General features: G+C 62.7%; 17 protein-coding genes. 6 read left to right on the top strand and 11 right to left on the bottom strand.

What is annotated here, in order from left to right; all coding sequences use genetic code 11:
- Positions 1 to 956: 956 nt before the first annotated feature.
- Genes CSQ93_RS21325 through CSQ93_RS21290 form a run of 8 tightly spaced genes read right to left on the bottom strand, consistent with a single transcriptional unit; the run spans position 957 to position 7,866 of the window.
- Complete coding sequence (locus tag CSQ93_RS21325; protein WP_099379764.1) at positions 957 to 1,394, bottom strand: nuclear transport factor 2 family protein; 438 nt, start codon at positions 1,392 to 1,394, stop codon at positions 957 to 959.
- Positions 1,391 to 2,158 carry an SDR family NAD(P)-dependent oxidoreductase gene (locus CSQ93_RS21320; RefSeq protein ID WP_099379763.1) on the bottom strand — a complete coding sequence of 256 codons (768 nt, stop codon included), beginning with the start codon at positions 2,156 to 2,158 and terminating at the stop codon, positions 1,391 to 1,393. The genes CSQ93_RS21325 and CSQ93_RS21320 overlap by 4 nt, the downstream gene beginning before the upstream one ends.
- Positions 2,155 to 2,715, bottom strand: coding sequence for a DUF3833 domain-containing protein (locus CSQ93_RS21315; RefSeq protein WP_233516283.1), 561 nt, complete (start codon positions 2,713 to 2,715; stop codon positions 2,155 to 2,157). Before CSQ93_RS21315 ends, CSQ93_RS21320 begins: the two co-directional genes overlap by 4 nt.
- Positions 2,703 to 3,983 carry an MFS transporter gene (locus CSQ93_RS21310; protein ID WP_099379762.1) on the bottom strand — a complete coding sequence of 427 codons (1,281 nt, stop codon included), beginning with the start codon at positions 3,981 to 3,983 and terminating at the stop codon, positions 2,703 to 2,705. Before CSQ93_RS21310 ends, CSQ93_RS21315 begins: the two co-directional genes overlap by 13 nt.
- A complete protein-coding gene (locus CSQ93_RS21305; protein ID WP_099379761.1) occupies positions 3,980 to 4,528 on the bottom strand; it encodes a chalcone isomerase family protein in 549 nt (182 codons plus the stop codon). Before CSQ93_RS21305 ends, CSQ93_RS21310 begins: the two co-directional genes overlap by 4 nt.
- A 2-nt stretch (positions 4,529 to 4,530) precedes the next feature.
- Positions 4,531 to 5,772 (bottom strand): class I SAM-dependent methyltransferase, encoded by a 1,242-nt coding sequence (locus CSQ93_RS21300; protein WP_442778343.1) that lies wholly within the window; start codon positions 5,770 to 5,772, stop codon positions 4,531 to 4,533.
- On the bottom strand, positions 5,769 to 6,566 hold the full coding sequence (locus tag CSQ93_RS21295; RefSeq protein ID WP_099379760.1) for a DUF1365 domain-containing protein: 798 nt from the start codon (positions 6,564 to 6,566) through the stop codon (positions 5,769 to 5,771). The genes CSQ93_RS21300 and CSQ93_RS21295 overlap by 4 nt, the downstream gene beginning before the upstream one ends.
- A complete protein-coding gene (locus tag CSQ93_RS21290; RefSeq protein ID WP_099379759.1) occupies positions 6,556 to 7,866 on the bottom strand; it encodes an NAD(P)/FAD-dependent oxidoreductase in 1,311 nt (436 codons plus the stop codon). The genes CSQ93_RS21295 and CSQ93_RS21290 overlap by 11 nt, the downstream gene beginning before the upstream one ends.
- A gap of 204 nt (positions 7,867 to 8,070) precedes the next feature.
- Here CSQ93_RS21290 and CSQ93_RS21285 point away from each other — a divergent pair, with 204 nt between their 5' ends.
- The 5 genes from CSQ93_RS21285 to rpoH all read left to right on the top strand — a co-directional run bounded on the left by CSQ93_RS21285 (position 8,071) and on the right by rpoH (position 13,196).
- The gene (locus CSQ93_RS21285) at positions 8,071 to 9,012 is read left to right on the top strand and encodes a MerR family transcriptional regulator (protein ID WP_099379758.1); all 942 of its coding nucleotides are present in this window, start codon (positions 8,071 to 8,073) and stop codon (positions 9,010 to 9,012) included.
- A gap of 164 nt (positions 9,013 to 9,176) precedes the next feature.
- On the top strand, positions 9,177 to 10,235 hold the full coding sequence (gene ftsY / locus CSQ93_RS21280) for a signal recognition particle-docking protein FtsY (RefSeq protein WP_099379757.1): 1,059 nt from the start codon (positions 9,177 to 9,179) through the stop codon (positions 10,233 to 10,235).
- Positions 10,236 to 10,243: 8 nt separating this feature from the next.
- Complete coding sequence (locus CSQ93_RS21275; protein ID WP_099379756.1) at positions 10,244 to 10,981, top strand: cell division ATP-binding protein FtsE; 738 nt, start codon at positions 10,244 to 10,246, stop codon at positions 10,979 to 10,981.
- A complete protein-coding gene (gene ftsX, locus CSQ93_RS21270) occupies positions 10,978 to 11,898 on the top strand; it encodes a permease-like cell division protein FtsX (RefSeq protein ID WP_099379755.1) in 921 nt (306 codons plus the stop codon). Before CSQ93_RS21275 ends, ftsX begins: the two co-directional genes overlap by 4 nt.
- A gap of 404 nt (positions 11,899 to 12,302) precedes the next feature.
- Positions 12,303 to 13,196 carry an RNA polymerase sigma factor RpoH gene (gene rpoH, locus CSQ93_RS21265; RefSeq protein WP_035824784.1) on the top strand — a complete coding sequence of 298 codons (894 nt, stop codon included), beginning with the start codon at positions 12,303 to 12,305 and terminating at the stop codon, positions 13,194 to 13,196.
- A gap of 89 nt (positions 13,197 to 13,285) precedes the next feature.
- On the opposite strand, the gene CSQ93_RS21260 is transcribed toward rpoH, so the two are convergent.
- Positions 13,286 to 13,552 carry a hypothetical protein gene (locus CSQ93_RS21260; RefSeq protein WP_071079406.1) on the bottom strand — a complete coding sequence of 89 codons (267 nt, stop codon included), beginning with the start codon at positions 13,550 to 13,552 and terminating at the stop codon, positions 13,286 to 13,288.
- Positions 13,553 to 13,731: 179 nt separating this feature from the next.
- On the opposite strand from CSQ93_RS21260, the gene CSQ93_RS21255 reads away from it, so the two are divergent.
- A complete protein-coding gene (locus CSQ93_RS21255; RefSeq protein ID WP_099379754.1) occupies positions 13,732 to 14,184 on the top strand; it encodes a hypothetical protein in 453 nt (150 codons plus the stop codon).
- Here CSQ93_RS21255 and CSQ93_RS21250 read toward each other — a convergent pair.
- Positions 14,181 to 14,528, bottom strand: a complete 348-nt coding sequence (locus tag CSQ93_RS21250; RefSeq protein WP_099379753.1) for an antibiotic biosynthesis monooxygenase family protein — start codon at positions 14,526 to 14,528, stop codon at positions 14,181 to 14,183. The genes CSQ93_RS21255 and CSQ93_RS21250 overlap by 4 nt on opposite strands.
- Positions 14,525 to 15,640, bottom strand: coding sequence for a cytochrome P450 (locus tag CSQ93_RS21245; protein WP_099379752.1), 1,116 nt, complete (start codon positions 15,638 to 15,640; stop codon positions 14,525 to 14,527). The genes CSQ93_RS21250 and CSQ93_RS21245 overlap by 4 nt, the downstream gene beginning before the upstream one ends.
- Positions 15,641 to 15,645: the final 5 nt, after the last annotated feature.

Below are 15,645 nucleotides of genomic sequence, written 5' to 3'. Positions count from 1 at the left end.
GAAGCAAAAAGTAATACAGCCTATGCATCTCGAGCTGCGCTCTAACAGAGCGCTTTTTATGAGTGAGGGCAAGGTCTCCACCTGCCACATTGCTGTTCCGGTCAGGGGAACAATTCATATCGGTATCGGCACGCTATTGCACCGATAAGCTTGAAGGCTGCAGAGCGACCGTATTTTCATGCGCCGGTTCGGTGCTCAAAGGGCACCGGAAGCGGCACTATAACGACCGTTTCACATTCCATCAAGTTCCAACATGTTACTTCCGGTACCAGGCCGAGTGCTTTTTCAGGCATCCCGGTCATCGCCAACCGTACTACGCGATAGAGCCAGTGCCCCTTGCCAACCAATGCATTGGCCTGATTGACCATTCCATCATAGCGCATGCCTTGTCGACACCCGTTGTATTAGTGCAACAGTATCAGGCGCATGATTAAAACATCAACATGCTTTACCCATCATTTGTCCTGCATCATTTACGCGACAAAGCGCACAATTTGTCAGGCGATAATGGATAAACGGGACGAAGCATACACGGCATCGCCAATGTTTGCTGCCGCACGCCCGAAAACGGGAAATATTGCGCCCTGTTTTGGTGCGTTGCCGCATTATTCAGGGGCGTAGACGGGATTTTCGACGTCGGCGCGCGCGCCAGAAAAATAGGCAGAGTAGCAACACAATTACTGACTTTCCGGTAATTTAAATTGCTCACATAGAAATGTTTTTCATGTTTTCCAGCATGCGGGTCGGGTGCCGGCCTGGAACGGATGAGGACGACTCTTGCTTGCAAATTGCGCATCAGTTGAAACAATTTCTTACAATGTTGCCTTCTCAATATTTTGACATATTTGTGTCTGAAAAACGACACATTGACCGAAATCAAGTTTTTGCCACCTCAATTCCACACAATTTACTTTTTCTTTTTCGCATTTTTTGCTTAAAAGCATCAGAAAACACGCTTAGCGCTGGCTTGCGCGCCGGAGCATGCGCATGAAAGCACCGAGCAGCGGCAGTTTTTCATACAATTCTTCCGCCGCATCCCAATAATCGCGGTGCAATTCCACCCGTCCCTGCCCATCGAAACGCACATGTGTTGCTCCGCGGATACATTGTTCGCCAGATACCAGGCGTTTCATGCGAAAGCGAAACTCCCACGTGAGGAAAGCTTGCTGCCCCTGTCCCAGGCTTTCCAGCACGACAAACCGGGGCGCATCGACTTGCACGAACATGTGCTCGAAGATGGCCAGGATGGCGGCATGCCCCTCCACCTCGTTGAACGGGTCCTTGAAATGGGCGTCTGGCGCGTACACGGCGCCCAGCTGGGCCAGGCTTTCGATGCTCAGGTGCTCGTAAAACGCCACCAGGCGCGCCAGCGCACCTTCCATGCTTGCGCTCATAGGCCCGTCACCTTGCGGATCAGCCAAAAATAGGCGCGGTACGGCAACAGCCGCGCCAGGCGCATGGTATTGGTAAAGCGTTTCGGAAAGTGAATGTGGAACTGGCCCCGCTCGATACCGTCGAGCATGGCAGCGGCCGCGTCCCGCGCCGTCATCAAGGCCGGCATGGTGAAATCGTTGCCCGCGGTCAAGGGCGTAGCGACAAAACCCGGGTTGATCTGATACACGCCGATGCCTCGTGGATGCAAATCCAGGTACAAGGATTCCGTCATGTTGATCAGCGCCGCCTTGCTGGCGCCATACGCGAGCGCCTTGGGCAAGCCGCCATAGCCGGCCACCGAGCCGACGATGCCGATGCCGCCGCTGCCCTGGCGCAACAGCCACGGCAAAGCCTGCTCCAGGCAATTGAAGACGCCGCCCACATTCAGGGCCAGCAGACCCTGGGCCGCCGCGAGGTCGAAACTATCGGCGCGCATGGCCTGATAGCCGCCGGCGACCACCAATACCAGGTCGATATGCGTCCACTGCCCCTGCAATTGCGTGCAGACGGCCCGCAACTGCGCATGCTGGGTGATATCGAGCGGCAAGGCCTGCGCCAGCGGCTGCCCCTCGCACAGCTGTTCCAGGCTGGCGCGATGGCGGGCAGACAAGGCCACGCTGGCGCCCTGCTCCAGCAGCAAGGTGGCGCAAGCGGCGCCAATGCCGCTGGACGCGCCGATGATCCACACGCGCTTGCCAGCCCAGCTTGTGATCTTGCGATTCATGGGGCCGCCTGCGGACGCTTGTTGAACGATAAAGTGACGGCGCCCAGGCTGAAGCCGAACTTGCTCATGGCGGCGCGGTTGAGCATGACCTTGTCATCCATCAGGAACATCCAGTCCTCGAAGTCGACGTGGTAGACCGTGCCATCGACGGGCAAGGCCAGCACGTATTGCCAGCGCAGCGCATTGCCGGCCACTTCGCCGATGGCTTCTCCGATCACGTCGGGCGCCGTGCCGATGAAGCGCCCGGGCGCCGTCTTGCGCAAGGTCCACACGCGCCGTTGCTTGCTGCCGTCCGCATACGTGAAATCCTCGTCCAGGGTGCCAATATCGCCGACCCAGCTGGCCCGCATCACCACCGTGAAACGCTTGACCACCTTGCCGGAGCGGTCCTGGAAAATGCCGTGGGCATCAAGCGTACCGTTGAAGTACTGTTGCAAGTCCAGCTTGGGCAATTCCTGCGCGTAGGTGGCTGGCGTGGGCGGCGTGGAACAGGCGGCCAGCGCCAGCAACAAGGCCGCCAGCGGCAGGCAACGTTGGCAATAGGTCATGAAACGCATACGCGATTCTCCAGGTGGTCACTATATATATGTTGCAGGGGCGCGCGCCACAGCAATAACGCCGCCAGCAGTTTCAAAACACAGGGCAGCAAGGCGTAGGCGGCGGACAGGGCCGGCAAGCCGCCGCTGCCGCCCGGCACATAGCCGAGCCAGGCCAGCAGGGGCAAGGCGATGCCGGCCGCCAGCGCCAGGCTCATCTGCACGCCCCAGTTCCACCAGCCGAAATACGCCGCCTCATGCCGCCCGCCATGACCTGCCGCGCCGATCAGCCCTGCCAGCAGGGCCGGCGGCAAGGCCAGGTCGGCGCCCAAAGCCAGGCCCGACAGCAGGCAGATACTGGCAAAACCCCAGGCCGCGCCCGCACCCAGGCCGTACGCCCAGACAAACACGGTCGCGGCCAGCAGCATGGCGCCACCCCAGGCGCGCGCCTCGCCAAAGCGGCGCGCCAGGGCCACCCACACGGGCATCGAGGCGGCCGCCGCGCAAAAATAGACGATCAGGAACGGTCCTGCGTAATGGCCCAGGCGCAAGTAGTCGGCGGCAAAGAACAGGAACAGGGTGGCGGGAATGGCGGCCGCCACGCCATTGACGAGCAGAACGGCGAACAGCCAGCGAAACGCGCACTGGCGAAATGGCAGGCGCCAGGCGCCGGCGGGCAGCGCCTCCGTGCCTTGGCGTAAAACCGGACGCGGCGCGCGCGCCAGCAGCAGAGCGCCCGCCGCCAGCAGGCAGACGGCAAAGGCCAGCGACAGACCGTCATAGCCGAGCACGGACGTCAGCCCCGCAGCCAGGATCACGCCCAGCAAGCCGCAGCCTTCGCGCACGGCCGCCACGCGCGCCCGCTGCCCGCGCGCCTGGCTCAGGGCCGCGCCCCAGCTCTGGTGCGCGATGCCGGCCAGGCCATAGGCGGCGTAGACGAGCAGCAGGGCGGCCAGGAACCAGGCCAGGGTGGCCGCTTGCGGCATGGACGGCGGATGGAACAGGGCGCCAAAGCCCAGCAGCAGCAACGGCAGCGAGAACGCGACCAGCACGGCATAGCTGCGCCCGCCACGCGCCATCCAGGCGCCGAGGGCAGGATCGATGAAGGCGGCGGCGATGCGGGCCGCCAGCAGCACGGCGCCGATCTGCGCCAAATCAAGACTGCTGCGCTGCGCATAAAACGGCGCAACATATATATAGATGGGCAGCGCCAGCATGGCCAGCGGCAAGCCGAACAGGCCATAGCTGAACAAGGCAGGCAAGCTCAACGCGCTGGCCCCGGCGTTCATGGCAGTGGTGCCGCACTTTGCAGCAAGGCTGCGCGCAGCTTCGGCGCCGTGCTCGACGGCGACAGCCAGATGGCAAAGAAGGCGCGCGCGAAGTCGCCATCGTTCACGTCGGCCAGCGCCTTGCCATCGAGATAAAAGCGCACGCCGGGCGCGATGCCAGCACGGTAGGCGCCCGCGATGCGCTGGTCTTCCTTGACGTCAGGAAAGATACGCTGCATGGTAGCCAGCCACGCCAGCCGCTGTGCTTCCGTGCCGGCGCCGATTTTCTGCATCTGTTCATAACTGGCTTCGGCGATCTTCTTGCCGTCGAGCGAACGCGCGTAGCGCAGTTCCAGTACAAACGGCGCCGTTGCCGATGCCGCGCCCTGGTAGCCTTGCGGGCCCACCCACAGTTGCGCCCGATAAATACGCATGCCGAACCACGTGTAGTCGCCCTCACCCGCCAGGCGGGCTTCGGGCACGTCGGCAGCGACAAAGGCAGGCGGCGCGGCCGCAGCGCCCAACATGGTCAATGACAGCACAACAGTGGCAAGCAGGCGGCGCATGGTCAGTCCTTGATCAGGGTAAATTGCATCACATCTGTGTTGTGCGCCTGAAAGGCGGCCTCGCAATACGCGAGGTAAAATTCCCAGGTCAGCAGGAAACGGCCATCGAAACCCTGCTTTTCCAGCGCCGTGCGCTGGGCCAGGAAGCTGGCGCGCCACTGGCGCAAGGTTTCCGCGTAATCGAGGCCGAAGCTGAAGGCGTCTTCCACGCGCAAACCCTGCGCTTCGGCGGCGCGGCGAAACTCGGCCGGCGACGGCAACATGCCGCCCGGAAAAATGTACTGTTGAATGAAATCCGTGCTCTTGCTGTAGCGCTCGAACAAGTCATCGGCGATGACGATGGTCTGGATGCAGGCGCGTCCGCCCTGCTTCAGGTTGCGCGCCACGCATTCGAAATAGCCGGGCCAGTAGCTTTGCCCCACGGCTTCGAACATTTCGATCGAGGCGATGGCGTCGTACTGGCCGGCGCTGTCGCGGTAATCGCACAGCTGCAGATCGGCCTGTCCCGCCAGCCCCGCGTCGTGCAGGCGCTGGCGCGCATACGCCAGTTGTTCGGTCGACAAGGTCAGGCCCGTCACGTGCGCGCCGTAGCTGCGCGCCGCCGTTTCCGCAAAACCGCCCCAGCCGCAGCCGATTTCCAGCACGCGCTGGCCCGGCTGCAGCTGCAGCTGATCCGCAATACGGCGGTATTTCGCACCTTGCGCCTGCTCCAGGCTGGCGCCTTCGGTGAACAGCGCGCTCGAGTACGTCATCGATGGATCCAGCCACAGCTGATAAAAGGCGTTGCCGATGTCGTAATGGGCGTGGATATTCTTCTTGCTGCCGGCGCGCGAATTGCGATTGAGCAAATGCCGGACCTTGTAGACCAGGTTGCCCCACCAGTTGCCGTAAATCAGCGATTCGATGTGCGCGCGGTTGCGTATCATCAGCTCGATCAAGCCCGGCAAATTGTCCGTGCGCCAGTCGCCGGCGATAAACGTTTCCGCAAAGCCAATGTCACCCGAGCGCAGCACGGCCGCACACAGGCGCCAGTTATGCAAGTCCAGGGTGACGGGGTGGCTGCCGTCGCCGTACAGCAAGATGCTGCCGTCAGGCGTGCGCAGGCGCAGGGCGCCATATTGCAATTTTTCCAGCAGGCGCACAATCATGCGCCCGGCGGCGGGCATGTCCAGGTGCGCATGCCCATGCAAGGGAGGGGAACTGCTGCGCGCATGCAGGCCGGTCGGCAGGGAATCGGAGCTCATCGGGACACCTTTTCTTGAGGGGGGTGGGGTTTGCTGAAAAACGGCACGCGGCGCAACCACAGGCGCAAGGCTTGCCAATGAATGCGCGCCATCACGCCGAACGTCATCAGGGGATAGCGCAACAAGGCCCAGGCGATGGCGCCATCGCGCAGCGGCTGGGCCGTGCCGGACAAACTCGTCTGTAGCAGCGGACCGTCGAGGTCGTCGTAGTCGACTCTGGCCAGGTGGCGTTCGCCGTCCTGTTCGCTATTGCGCAGGAAACGGAAGCGGTACCGGCCCTCCACCTTGCAAAACGGCGACACGTGGAAAATTTTCTTGGCGACCAGTTCGCTGCCATAGGCGATGGCGCCGCCCTGTTCGAGCAGGTACAGATGGCGCTCGCCGAAGGTATTGCGCACATCGCAGACCACGGCGCGCAGCGCGCCATCCGGGCGGTGGCAAAACCAGAAACTGACGGGATTGAAGACATAGCCGAACATGCGCGGCATGGTTTGCAGCCAGATTTCGCCGCCCGCGTCCGACACGCCATGCTGGCGCAGCAAACCGTCGATCCAGTCCAGCAGCGGCGTCGTGCCATCGCCGTGGTCGCTGTCGCGGAAGGACAGCACATTGGCGCCGTTGCGCGAAATCAACCTGGCAGGAAAATCGTACGCGCCCAGGCTGCGCAAGGGCAGGCGCAGATAAAACATGCCATAACTAAAGGCATGCGCGCGCGGACGCAGCCGCGCATGGCGCACCAGTCCCAGGCACAGCTGGGGTTGCGGCTGCGACGGCTGCGTGGGATCACGCGGCATGGCCGAGCTCCGCCGCCGCCATGCTGTTCAGCGCTTCGGCCACGGCCAGGCCCGACTTCAAGCCGTCTTCATGGAAACCATAACCGGTCCACGCGCCCGCGAACCACGTGTGCTGCGCGCCCTGGAATCCGGCCAGGCGCGCCTGGGCGGCAATGGCCGCGCCATCGAACACGGGGTGGGCATACGAAAATTCGTCGATGATGCTGGCCGGAGCGGGCTCGTCGAGCGGATTGAGCGAAACGATGACGGGCGTGCTGAAGGGCAAGGGTTGCAGCTGGTTCAGCAAATAATGCACACACACTTGCGGCGCCTCGCCGTGCGCGGCCGGCCGGCCCTGGTAATTCCAGGCGGACCAGGCACGGCGGCGCTGCGGCAGACAAGACGCATCCGTATGCAGCACAGCGCGATTCGGCTGGTAGCGCACGGCTTCGAGCACGGCGCGCTCGTCGTCGCGGATATCTCCCAGCAGGGCCAGCGACTGGTCGCTGTGACAAGCGAGCACGACGTGATCGACATGCTCGACGCCGGCGGCCGTCTGCAGCTCGACCATGCGCGCGCCGCCGTGGGCCTGGCGGCGCACGGCCAGCACGGGGCACGCCAGGCGCTGCTGCGGGATGCCCGCCAGCAGTTTTTTCACGTACACGCGCGAGCCGCCGCGCACCGTGCGCCATTGCGGCCGGTCGCTCACTTGCAGCAAGCCATGGTTGTGGCAGAAACGGATGAAAGTAGCCAGCGGAAAAGCCAGCATCTGGCGCGCCGGGCATGACCAGATGCAGGCGGCCATCGGCAGCAGATACCAGTGCCGGAATTCGTCGCCATAGCCGTGCAGGTCGAGAAACTCGCCCAGCGACAGGGCCGGCGCCGGCACGCTGGCCGTGGCCAGGGCGCTGGCCTGGCGGTTGAAACGCAGAATATCGCGCAACATGCGCAGGAAGGCCGGGCGCAGCAGATTGCTGCGCTGGGCAAACACGGTATCCAGGTTGGCGCCCGCCCATTCCAGCACGCGGGCATCGGACGCCCCGCCCAAAGGCATCTTCACGGAAAACGACATGTCGCTGTCGGCCGCCTCGACGCCAAGTTCGTCAAACAGTTGCACCAGGTTCGGATACGTGGCGTGATTGAACACGAGAAAACCCGTGTCGACGCCATGCGTGACGCCATCGAGCGTCACATCCACCGTATGGCTGTGCCCGCCAAAGTAGTCGCCCGCCTCGTACAAGGTGACGTCCTGGCCGGCCTGCGCCAGACGATAGGCACACGACAGACCTGCGATTCCTGCTCCGACGACAGCAATTTTCATGAATACACCTGTATTTAGTTTGTCCTGGACAAATAGAGCCTCATGGATAATCGATGAAATCTTGATTTGTGTCAATGAGCGCCCTCAGCCGTTCAAAAACTTATACGCCGGCAATTTCTAATCGGATTCAGCTATTTGGTATGGGGCAGCGGAAGGCGTAAAATGCACTCCACGTTCTTTTGGCATGCGAGCAAGCCCCCTGGTATGGATACTGACCTGCAACCTACTTCCGCCTTCAGCATCAGCGATGTCGAACGCGACACCGGGCTGGCCAAGGAAACCTTGCGCGTGTGGGAGCGCCGCTACGACTTTCCCCAGCCACGGCGCGACGCCTTTGGCGAGCGCAGCTACCCGGCCGAGCAGGTACAAAAGTTGCGCATGGTCAAGCGCCTGCTGGATCTCGGATTTCGTCCGGGAAAAATCATGCAGCACAGCACCGCGCAACTGCAGCAGCTGGCCAGCGCCGGCAGCGCGGCGTCGTCCACGCCGCCCCCCCAGCTCGAACACTACCTGGCCCTGTGCCGTAGCCACCAGATGGCGGAACTGGGCGACGCCCTGCGCCAGGCGCTGGCCGTGCTGGGCCTGAAAGCGTTCACCATCGACGTGATCGCTCCCCTCACCGGCATGGTGGGCGAAGCGTGGGCTTGCGGCGAACTGGCCGTGTATGAAGAGCACCTGTATAGCGAAACCTTGCAAACGGTGATGCGCCACGCCATCTTTTCCCTGCCGCAAGCAAGCAGCCCATCCATGCGCTCGCCGCGCATCGTCCTCAGTACCTTGCCGCAGGAACGTCACGGCCTGGGGCTGCTGATGGCCGAGGCCCTGTGTGCGGCGGCCGGCGCCCATTGCATGTCGCTGGGCGTGGAAACACCGCTGACGGACATCGTCGCGGCCGCCCGCGCGCAGCGGGCCGATATCGTCGCGCTATCATTTTCCAGCGCCAGCAAGCAAAGGCAGACGCGCGACAGCCTGCAGCAACTGCATGCAAGCTTGCCTCCAAGCATGGAATTGTGGGCTGGCGGACGCAGTCCCGTGCTGACCAGGCAGCCGCCGCCCTTTTTGCATGTGCTGGACTTGCGGCAAGTCGACGAAAGCATCGCCGACTGGCGTCGCCGCCACCAGGCGCAGGCCCTGCAAACCCATTGATCCGGCTGGAAAGCGCGGCAACTGCGGCGATCTCCGTGGATAGCGACGCAATGTTGCCAATCGAACAGTAAAGCATGAAGGGCCGGGCGCGCTCTGGTAGAATAGCCCGTAACACAGTGTCCGGCGCCGCCGGGCCTTAGGTCAGCACCCGCCACCACACATCCATGTTTAGTTTCTTCAAGAAAAAACCCATCGCTCCCGAGGCTGCACCAGCCGAGCCCCTCGTCCTTCCCGCCGCCACGCCGCCTGCACCGCAGCCTGTCGCTACGCCCCTGAGCGGCGCGCCGGCCGAGCTCGTGCCCGTGATCGTGGCCGCCGAACCCGAGAAAAAATCGTGGATGACGCGCCTGAAGGCGGGCCTGTCGAAAACCTCGAACACCTTGTCCGTGCTGTTCGTCGGCGCGAAGATCGACGACGCCCTGTACGAAGAGCTGGAAGCGGCGCTGCTGATGTCCGACGCGGGCATCGACGCCACGGAATTCCTGCTCACGGAATTGAAGAAAAAGGTCAAGGAAGACAAGCTGCTCGACGCGGCCGCCGTCAAGGCCGCCCTGAAAGTACTGCTGATCGACCTGCTCTCGCCGCTGGAAAAGCGCTTCGAGCTGGGCCGCCACAAGCCGCTGGTGATGATGATTTCCGGCGTGAATGGCGCCGGCAAGACCACCACCATCGGCAAGCTGGCCAAGCACATGCAGTCGAACAACCAGTCCGTGCTGCTGGCTGCGGGCGACACCTTCCGCGCCGCCGCGCGCGAGCAACTGATGGTCTGGGGCGAGCGCAACAACGTCACCGTGATTTCGCAGGAATCGGGCGACCCGGCCGCCGTGGCCTACGACTCCGTGCAATCGGCGAAAGCGCGCGGCATCGACGTGGTGATGGTCGACACGGCGGGCCGCTTGCCGACGCAGTTGCACCTGATGGAAGAATTGAAGAAAATCAAGCGCGTGATCGGCAAGGGCATGGAGGGCGCGCCGCATGAAACCCTGCTCGTCATCGACGGCAACACGGGCCAGAATGCCCTCACGCAAGTGAAAGCGTTTGATGATGCCCTGCAATTGAGCGGCCTGGTGATCACCAAGCTGGACGGTACCGCCAAGGGCGGCGTGCTGGCGGCGATTGCCCGCGTACGCCCTGTGCCCGTGTATTTCATCGGCATCGGTGAGAAAATTGAAGACTTGCAGCCTTTCGTGGCTGCCGAATTTGTCGAAGCGCTGCTCGGATAAGCCTATACATGATTGAATTTCAGCACGTCTCCAAGCAATACTCCCCCGATGCCGTGGCGCTCAGCGACATTTCGCTCAGTATTGCCAAGGGCGAGCTGGTGTTTCTGGCCGGCCCGTCCGGCGCCGGCAAATCCACCTTGCTGAAAATGATCGCCGCCATGGAACGCCCCACGTCGGGCAAGCTGATCGTCAATGGCCAGGACATGGCGAAGATCAAGCCGGCCGGCGTGCCCTTCCTGCGCCGCAACATGGGCCTGATCTTCCAGCAGCAAAAGCTGCTCAACGACCGCTCCATCCTGGCCAACGTCATGCTGCCGCTGCTCGTCGTCGGCGCGCATAAAGTTGCCGCGGAACAGCGCGCCCGCGCCGCGCTCGACAAGGTGGGACTGCTGGACCGCGCCATGGCGCGCCCCCTGTCGCTGTCGGGCGGCGAGCAGCAGCGCGTATCGATCGCGCGCGCCATCGTCAACCGGCCGCAAATCATCCTGGCCGACGAACCGACGGCCAACCTGGACCGCGCCAGCGCCAACAAGGTGCTCGACGCCCTGAAAGCATTCCACTCCGTCGGCGTGACCTGCCTCATTTCCAGCCATGACGAACAGATGCTCGACGCAGCCGCCCGCGTGATCCACCTGAAAAACGGCCAGCTGGTGGCCATCGACAAGGCCACGCAGGCGCCCGTCTTCGCCCCGCCCGATCCCGATTTCGCGCCTGGCCTGGATCACGGCGAAGGAGAACAGGCATGAGAGGCTGGTTCCGTCAACACCGCTTCGCCCTCGGTTCGGCGCTGATTCACTTGCGCAAGTCGCCGGGCGGCTTTCTCTTGAACGTCGTCGTCGTCGCCATCGCCCTGTCGCTGCCATTCGCCGGCTTGACCATGCTCGACAATGTCCGCCCCATGTCGGAACAGATGTCCGTCGACCCGGAAATCAGCGTCTTCCTGAAGATCGACACGCCGCGCGAGCAAGCCGTGGCCCTGGCCGGTGCCATGCGCAAGATCGTCGGCGAGCAAAAGGCGAAGATCGTCTTCATCGCGCGCGAACAGGCGCTCGACACCCTGAAAAATAAAAATGGCCTGGCAGATGTACTGAGCACCCTGGGCGACAATCCCTTGCCCGACAGCTATGTGCTGAAACTTGACGCCTTCAGCAGCGCCAGCGAAGCGCAGGATGTCGATGCCGTGGCGGAACAGTTGCGCCACTTGCCAGGCGTGGAATCGGCGCAAGTCGATTCGGCCTGGGTCAAGCGCCTGGCGGCCCTGCTGGGCGTGCTGCGCCTGGTGCTGCTGTTGCTGGCCATTACCCTGGGCGTGGCCGTGATCGCTGTTGTCTTCAATACCATCCGCCTGCAAGTGATGCAGCAGCGCGATGAAATCAGCATCTCGAAATTGATCGGCGCCACGGACACCTTCATCCACCGCCCCTTCTATTACACGGGCGCCCTGCTGGGCCTGTGCGCTGGCGCGCTGGCCCTGGGCGCCGTGGCGCTGGCCATGCAACCGCTGAATACGGCGATTGCCGAGTTTGCCCGCCTGTACGCATCCGAATTCCAGCTGGTGCCGCTGGCGCCGCTGCCGATGGCCGGCTTGCTGGCCGTCAGCGCCGGCCTTGGCCTGATTGGCGCCTTCCTCTGCGTGCAGCGCCACCTGGCGCGCCTGAACTGACCTTCCTTTCCATGGCGGCGCTCCGGCGCCGCCATGCGCCCCCCCGCACTGCTATCATCTTGATATTAAGCAAGTATTCTTAAGGCTCGCTTCAGCCAGAGGCCGTAGACTAGCCCTGTTGTCGTGAAGCGCTATCGCGCGATGTACAGACATAGATATCAAGAATTCATTCGCCATAGTATTTAGGCTATCAGGACGATTAAATGTGCTGATTGGCACTCTCAAGCAGAGAGTGCTAATATAGGCACATACCAACAGCAGAACCGCCAAGGACGCCAGATGAAGATGGTGTCGCGATCTGCAAAGTGCAAGACCGAATACGCAAAACCGAACAGACAAACGGACCACGTCGCGTGACGTGGCCAACTGGAACAAAGCAAGACTACGAGGGAGAAAACATGACTATGATGTCCGCAACGTCCGCATTGGTTCCGACCAAAAGTAATGCGCTGGGCCTCGGGTTCACTGGCAATCTGGGTAATATCGACGCCTATATTTCGGCCGTGAACCGCCTGCCCATGTTGACCCACGACGAAGAAATTTCGCTGGCGACACGCCTGCGCGAAAAAAATGACCTGGCCGCCGCGCAAGAACTGGTGCTGTCGCACCTGCGCCTGGTGGTCTCGATTGCCCGCGGTTACCTGGGCTATGGCTTGCCGCACGCCGACCTGATTCAGGAAGGCAATATCGGCTTGATGAAAGCCGTGAAACGTTTCGATCCGGACCAGGGCGTGCGCCTGGTGTCGTACGCCATGCACTGGGTGAAAGCCGAGATGCATGAGTACATCCTGAAAAACTGGCGCCTGGTCAAGGTCGCGACGACGAAAGCACAGCGCAAGCTGTTCTTCAATCTGCGCAGCCACAAGACGGGCCTCGATGCGATGACGCCAAAGCAGATCGATGCGCTGGCCAAGCTGCTCGACGTGAAACGCGAAGAAGTGATCGAGATGGAAACGCGTTTGAGCGGCCGCGACATTGCGCTCGAATCGCCGACCGACGATGAAGATGACAAGTTTTCGCCGATTGCCTACCTGTCGTCGGAGCAAAGCGAACCGACCAAGGTGCTGGAAGCGGAACAAGTGACGCGTTTGCAATCGGAAGGCCTGGAAACGGCTTTGAGCAAGCTCGACGCCCGTTCGCGCCGCATCATCGAAGCGCGCTGGCTGGCCAACGACGACGGTTCCGGCGCCACCCTGCACGCGCTGGCAGAAGAGTTCGGCGTATCGGCCGAGCGCATCCGCCAGATCGAAGTGGCAGCGCTGAAAAAAATGAAGGGCGCGCTGGCCGCCTGGGTGTAATCGAAAGCAATGCCGCAATGCAAAAGGCGCCGCAAGGCGCCTTTTAGTTTTACCACTGATATTTATCAACAGATAAACATTGTCAGCCCTTACGCTGCAGCCAAGCCCTTGGTGATCAGCTCGGCGACCAATTCATTCAGATCCGCGTCGCGTTCCTTGGCCAGGGTCTGCAATTGCAAGACCAGATCGCTGTTCAATTTGACGGCGAATGGCACCAGGCCCAGGGCCTGATCGCGCTTGCGCTGCTCGCGGCGGTCGACGACCACCGCTTCCTTACCGAATGCACCGGCGCCGGGAACATTCATCTTTCCCATCAGTTTCTTGGCATCGCTTTTCGCCAGGGCAGTTTTTTTCATGGTTGTTTCCTGATTTTCAAAACAGCCATTCTACGCAGTAATCGGCGCGCCGCGTGGCCGGCGCATCAATTCATCGGCAGCACGCCAATAGTGCGCCGGAAAAATATCATTTTGTTACTATCATTTTTATCCTCCGCGTGAACAAGCACGCCGGGGACGCTCCACCTGAAAGGAAAACCATGTCTACTCTGAACCGCTCTTACCGTACCGTGCTGCTGCCCCTGCTCATCGCTTGCCTGGCCATGCTGGCTGGCTGCGGCGCGGCCGGCAGCGCCGGCGACGCGGAAAACACGCCGCGCAGCGTCACCCACGTGCTGTCGCCAGGCGAACAGGTGGCCATCACGGCCACCGACACTCTGAAACTGGAGCGCGTCAACGACAGCCGCTGCCGCAAGGGCGCCGTGTGCGTGTGGAAAGGCTACGTCAGCTACAGTTTCAGTTTGCTCAACAGCGCAGGCACGACCGACATCGTCTTGTCCGATTCCATGCCCGGCGCCGCCAGTTCCGTCACCGTCAACCACCTGACGTTTACTTTGCTCGACGTCGACCCGGCCACGCCGCCGGCCCTGAATGCGGCCGAGCCCACTTACCGAGTCAAAGTGAAAATCACGCAGGGCGCGCTGCCCCGCTAAACGCTGTGGCGCTGGAGGCTGTCGGCCGGCGCCTGTTGCCGGTCCAGCATGCCGTAATCGCGCACGACGGCGGCGATGCGCAGCCGGTAATCGTCAAACACGCCGTGCCGGCCGGCCGACTGCGCCGTGCGGTGCGCTTCCAGTTGCCGCCACTGCGCCAGCGCCGCCTCGTCGCGAAAGAAGGATAGCGACAGCAATTTGCCTGGCTCGCTCAGGCTGCTGAAGCGCTCGATGGAAATGAAACCGTCCACTTCGTCGAGCAAGGGCCGCAGCGCGGCCGCCAGGTCCAGATAGTGCTGGCGCCCTTCGGCGCTGGGCCAGACTTCGAAAATCACGGCAATCATGCGCTGGTTCCTTCCATAAACACGGGGATGCGGGCGTTCAGCGACGGCAGATATTCCCACCTCAGCGGCATGCCTTCCAATGCATCGGTCCACGCCTGCAGGCACGCCGTGGCGATGGTCAGCGCGATGGACTGGCCTGGACAACCGTGGCGGCCATGGCCAAAGCCGAACTGCGCATCGCAAGCGCTGGCCAGCACGACGACGATCATCTGCCCGGCCGGCACGCGCACGCCATGCAATTCCACGGCATCGGCCGTGTAGCGGCGCGTGTTGTGGATGGCGGGATCGCGCTGGCTGACTTCACGCAACATGGCCGGCCATCGCTGGGGTGCGGCGCGCAGTGACGGCAGCAAGTCAGGCTGCGCGCGCAAGGCCGCGATGGCATTGCCCAGCAAGCCGGCCGTGGCGTCGCAGGTCTGCGACAGCAAGCCCACGAGATTGGCCAGCATGCCGCTCCCCATGGCATCGGCCTCTGTCACGATACTGGCCAGCAGGCTGTCCGGCCTCGCGTTGCCCTCGCGCAGCAAAGCGGCAAACCCTTCCAGCAAGGCATCGGCCGCCACTTGCGCGCCAGCCAATTGGCCAGCATTGCTCAACGGCGACAAACAGGCGACAAAAGCACGCGTCCAGCCGGCCAGCGCCGGCCATTGCGCTGGCGCAAAGCCCAGCAAGTCGGCCATGGCGAACAGGGGCAGTTGAAAAATTGCATCGTTCAGCTGGTCGGCGCTGACGGGCACGCGGTCGCCGGCAAGACGTGCGACCTGTTCCTGCAGGCGCCCCAGGTCCACCTGGCCCAGCGCGCGCGCCAGCACTTGTTTCGGCACCGCATGCCGTTCGCCCTCATTCATGCGCACCAGCTCGGCAAAAATCGCGCCGCACGGCGTGCCCGCCAGGTTGTGCGGCACGGCCAGGTCCGGCGGCCGCACGCGGCAGGCGGGATGCGCCAGCACGGCTTGCACGCCGGCCGCGCCCGTCGCCAGCCAGCAGTCGAGCGACGCCTCGAAACGCAGCGGCGGGCCATCCGCCAGGCGGCGATAGTAGTCATACGGCGCCGCGTGGGTGACGGCTAAGAAAGGGTCGGCGGGGTCGGCAACAAAGTCGGTGGGCGGCATGCGCA

Origin of the sequence: Janthinobacterium sp. BJB426 (genome assembly GCF_002735705.1) — a bacterium.
GTDB lineage: Bacteria > Pseudomonadota > Gammaproteobacteria > Burkholderiales > Burkholderiaceae_D > Janthinobacterium.
This window is presented reverse-complemented; position numbering and strand designations above follow the sequence as displayed.

Bases quoted from the DNA above. Each gene is read 5' to 3' on its own strand.
- CSQ93_RS21290 (WP_099379759.1), bottom strand. From the start codon at position 7,866: ATGAAAATTGCTGTCGTCGGAGCAGGAATCGCAGGTCTGTCGTGTGCC.
- CSQ93_RS21320 (WP_099379763.1), bottom strand. From the start codon at position 2,158: ATGAATCGCAAGATCACAAGCTGGGCTGGCAAGCGCGTGTGGATCATC.
- CSQ93_RS21315 (WP_233516283.1), bottom strand. From the start codon at position 2,715: ATGCGTTTCATGACCTATTGCCAACGTTGCCTGCCGCTGGCGGCCTTG.
- ftsY (WP_099379757.1), top strand. From the start codon at position 9,177: ATGTTTAGTTTCTTCAAGAAAAAACCCATCGCTCCCGAGGCTGCACCA.
- CSQ93_RS21325 (WP_099379764.1), bottom strand. From the start codon at position 1,394: ATGAGCGCAAGCATGGAAGGTGCGCTGGCGCGCCTGGTGGCGTTTTAC.
- CSQ93_RS21260 (WP_071079406.1), bottom strand. From the start codon at position 13,552: ATGAAAAAAACTGCCCTGGCGAAAAGCGATGCCAAGAAACTGATGGGA.
- ftsX (WP_099379755.1), top strand. From the start codon at position 10,978: ATGAGAGGCTGGTTCCGTCAACACCGCTTCGCCCTCGGTTCGGCGCTG.
- CSQ93_RS21275 (WP_099379756.1), top strand. From the start codon at position 10,244: ATGATTGAATTTCAGCACGTCTCCAAGCAATACTCCCCCGATGCCGTG.
- CSQ93_RS21255 (WP_099379754.1), top strand. From the start codon at position 13,732: ATGTCTACTCTGAACCGCTCTTACCGTACCGTGCTGCTGCCCCTGCTC.
- CSQ93_RS21310 (WP_099379762.1), bottom strand. From the start codon at position 3,983: ATGAACGCCGGGGCCAGCGCGTTGAGCTTGCCTGCCTTGTTCAGCTAT.
- rpoH (WP_035824784.1), top strand. From the start codon at position 12,303: ATGATGTCCGCAACGTCCGCATTGGTTCCGACCAAAAGTAATGCGCTG.
- CSQ93_RS21245 (WP_099379752.1), bottom strand. From the start codon at position 15,640: ATGCCGCCCACCGACTTTGTTGCCGACCCCGCCGACCCTTTCTTAGCC.
- CSQ93_RS21300 (WP_442778343.1), bottom strand. From the start codon at position 5,772: ATGAGCTCCGATTCCCTGCCGACCGGCCTGCATGCGCGCAGCAGTTCC.
- CSQ93_RS21305 (WP_099379761.1), bottom strand. From the start codon at position 4,528: ATGCGCCGCCTGCTTGCCACTGTTGTGCTGTCATTGACCATGTTGGGC.
- CSQ93_RS21250 (WP_099379753.1), bottom strand. From the start codon at position 14,528: ATGATTGCCGTGATTTTCGAAGTCTGGCCCAGCGCCGAAGGGCGCCAG.
- CSQ93_RS21295 (WP_099379760.1), bottom strand. From the start codon at position 6,566: ATGCCGCGTGATCCCACGCAGCCGTCGCAGCCGCAACCCCAGCTGTGC.
- CSQ93_RS21285 (WP_099379758.1), top strand. From the start codon at position 8,071: ATGGATACTGACCTGCAACCTACTTCCGCCTTCAGCATCAGCGATGTC.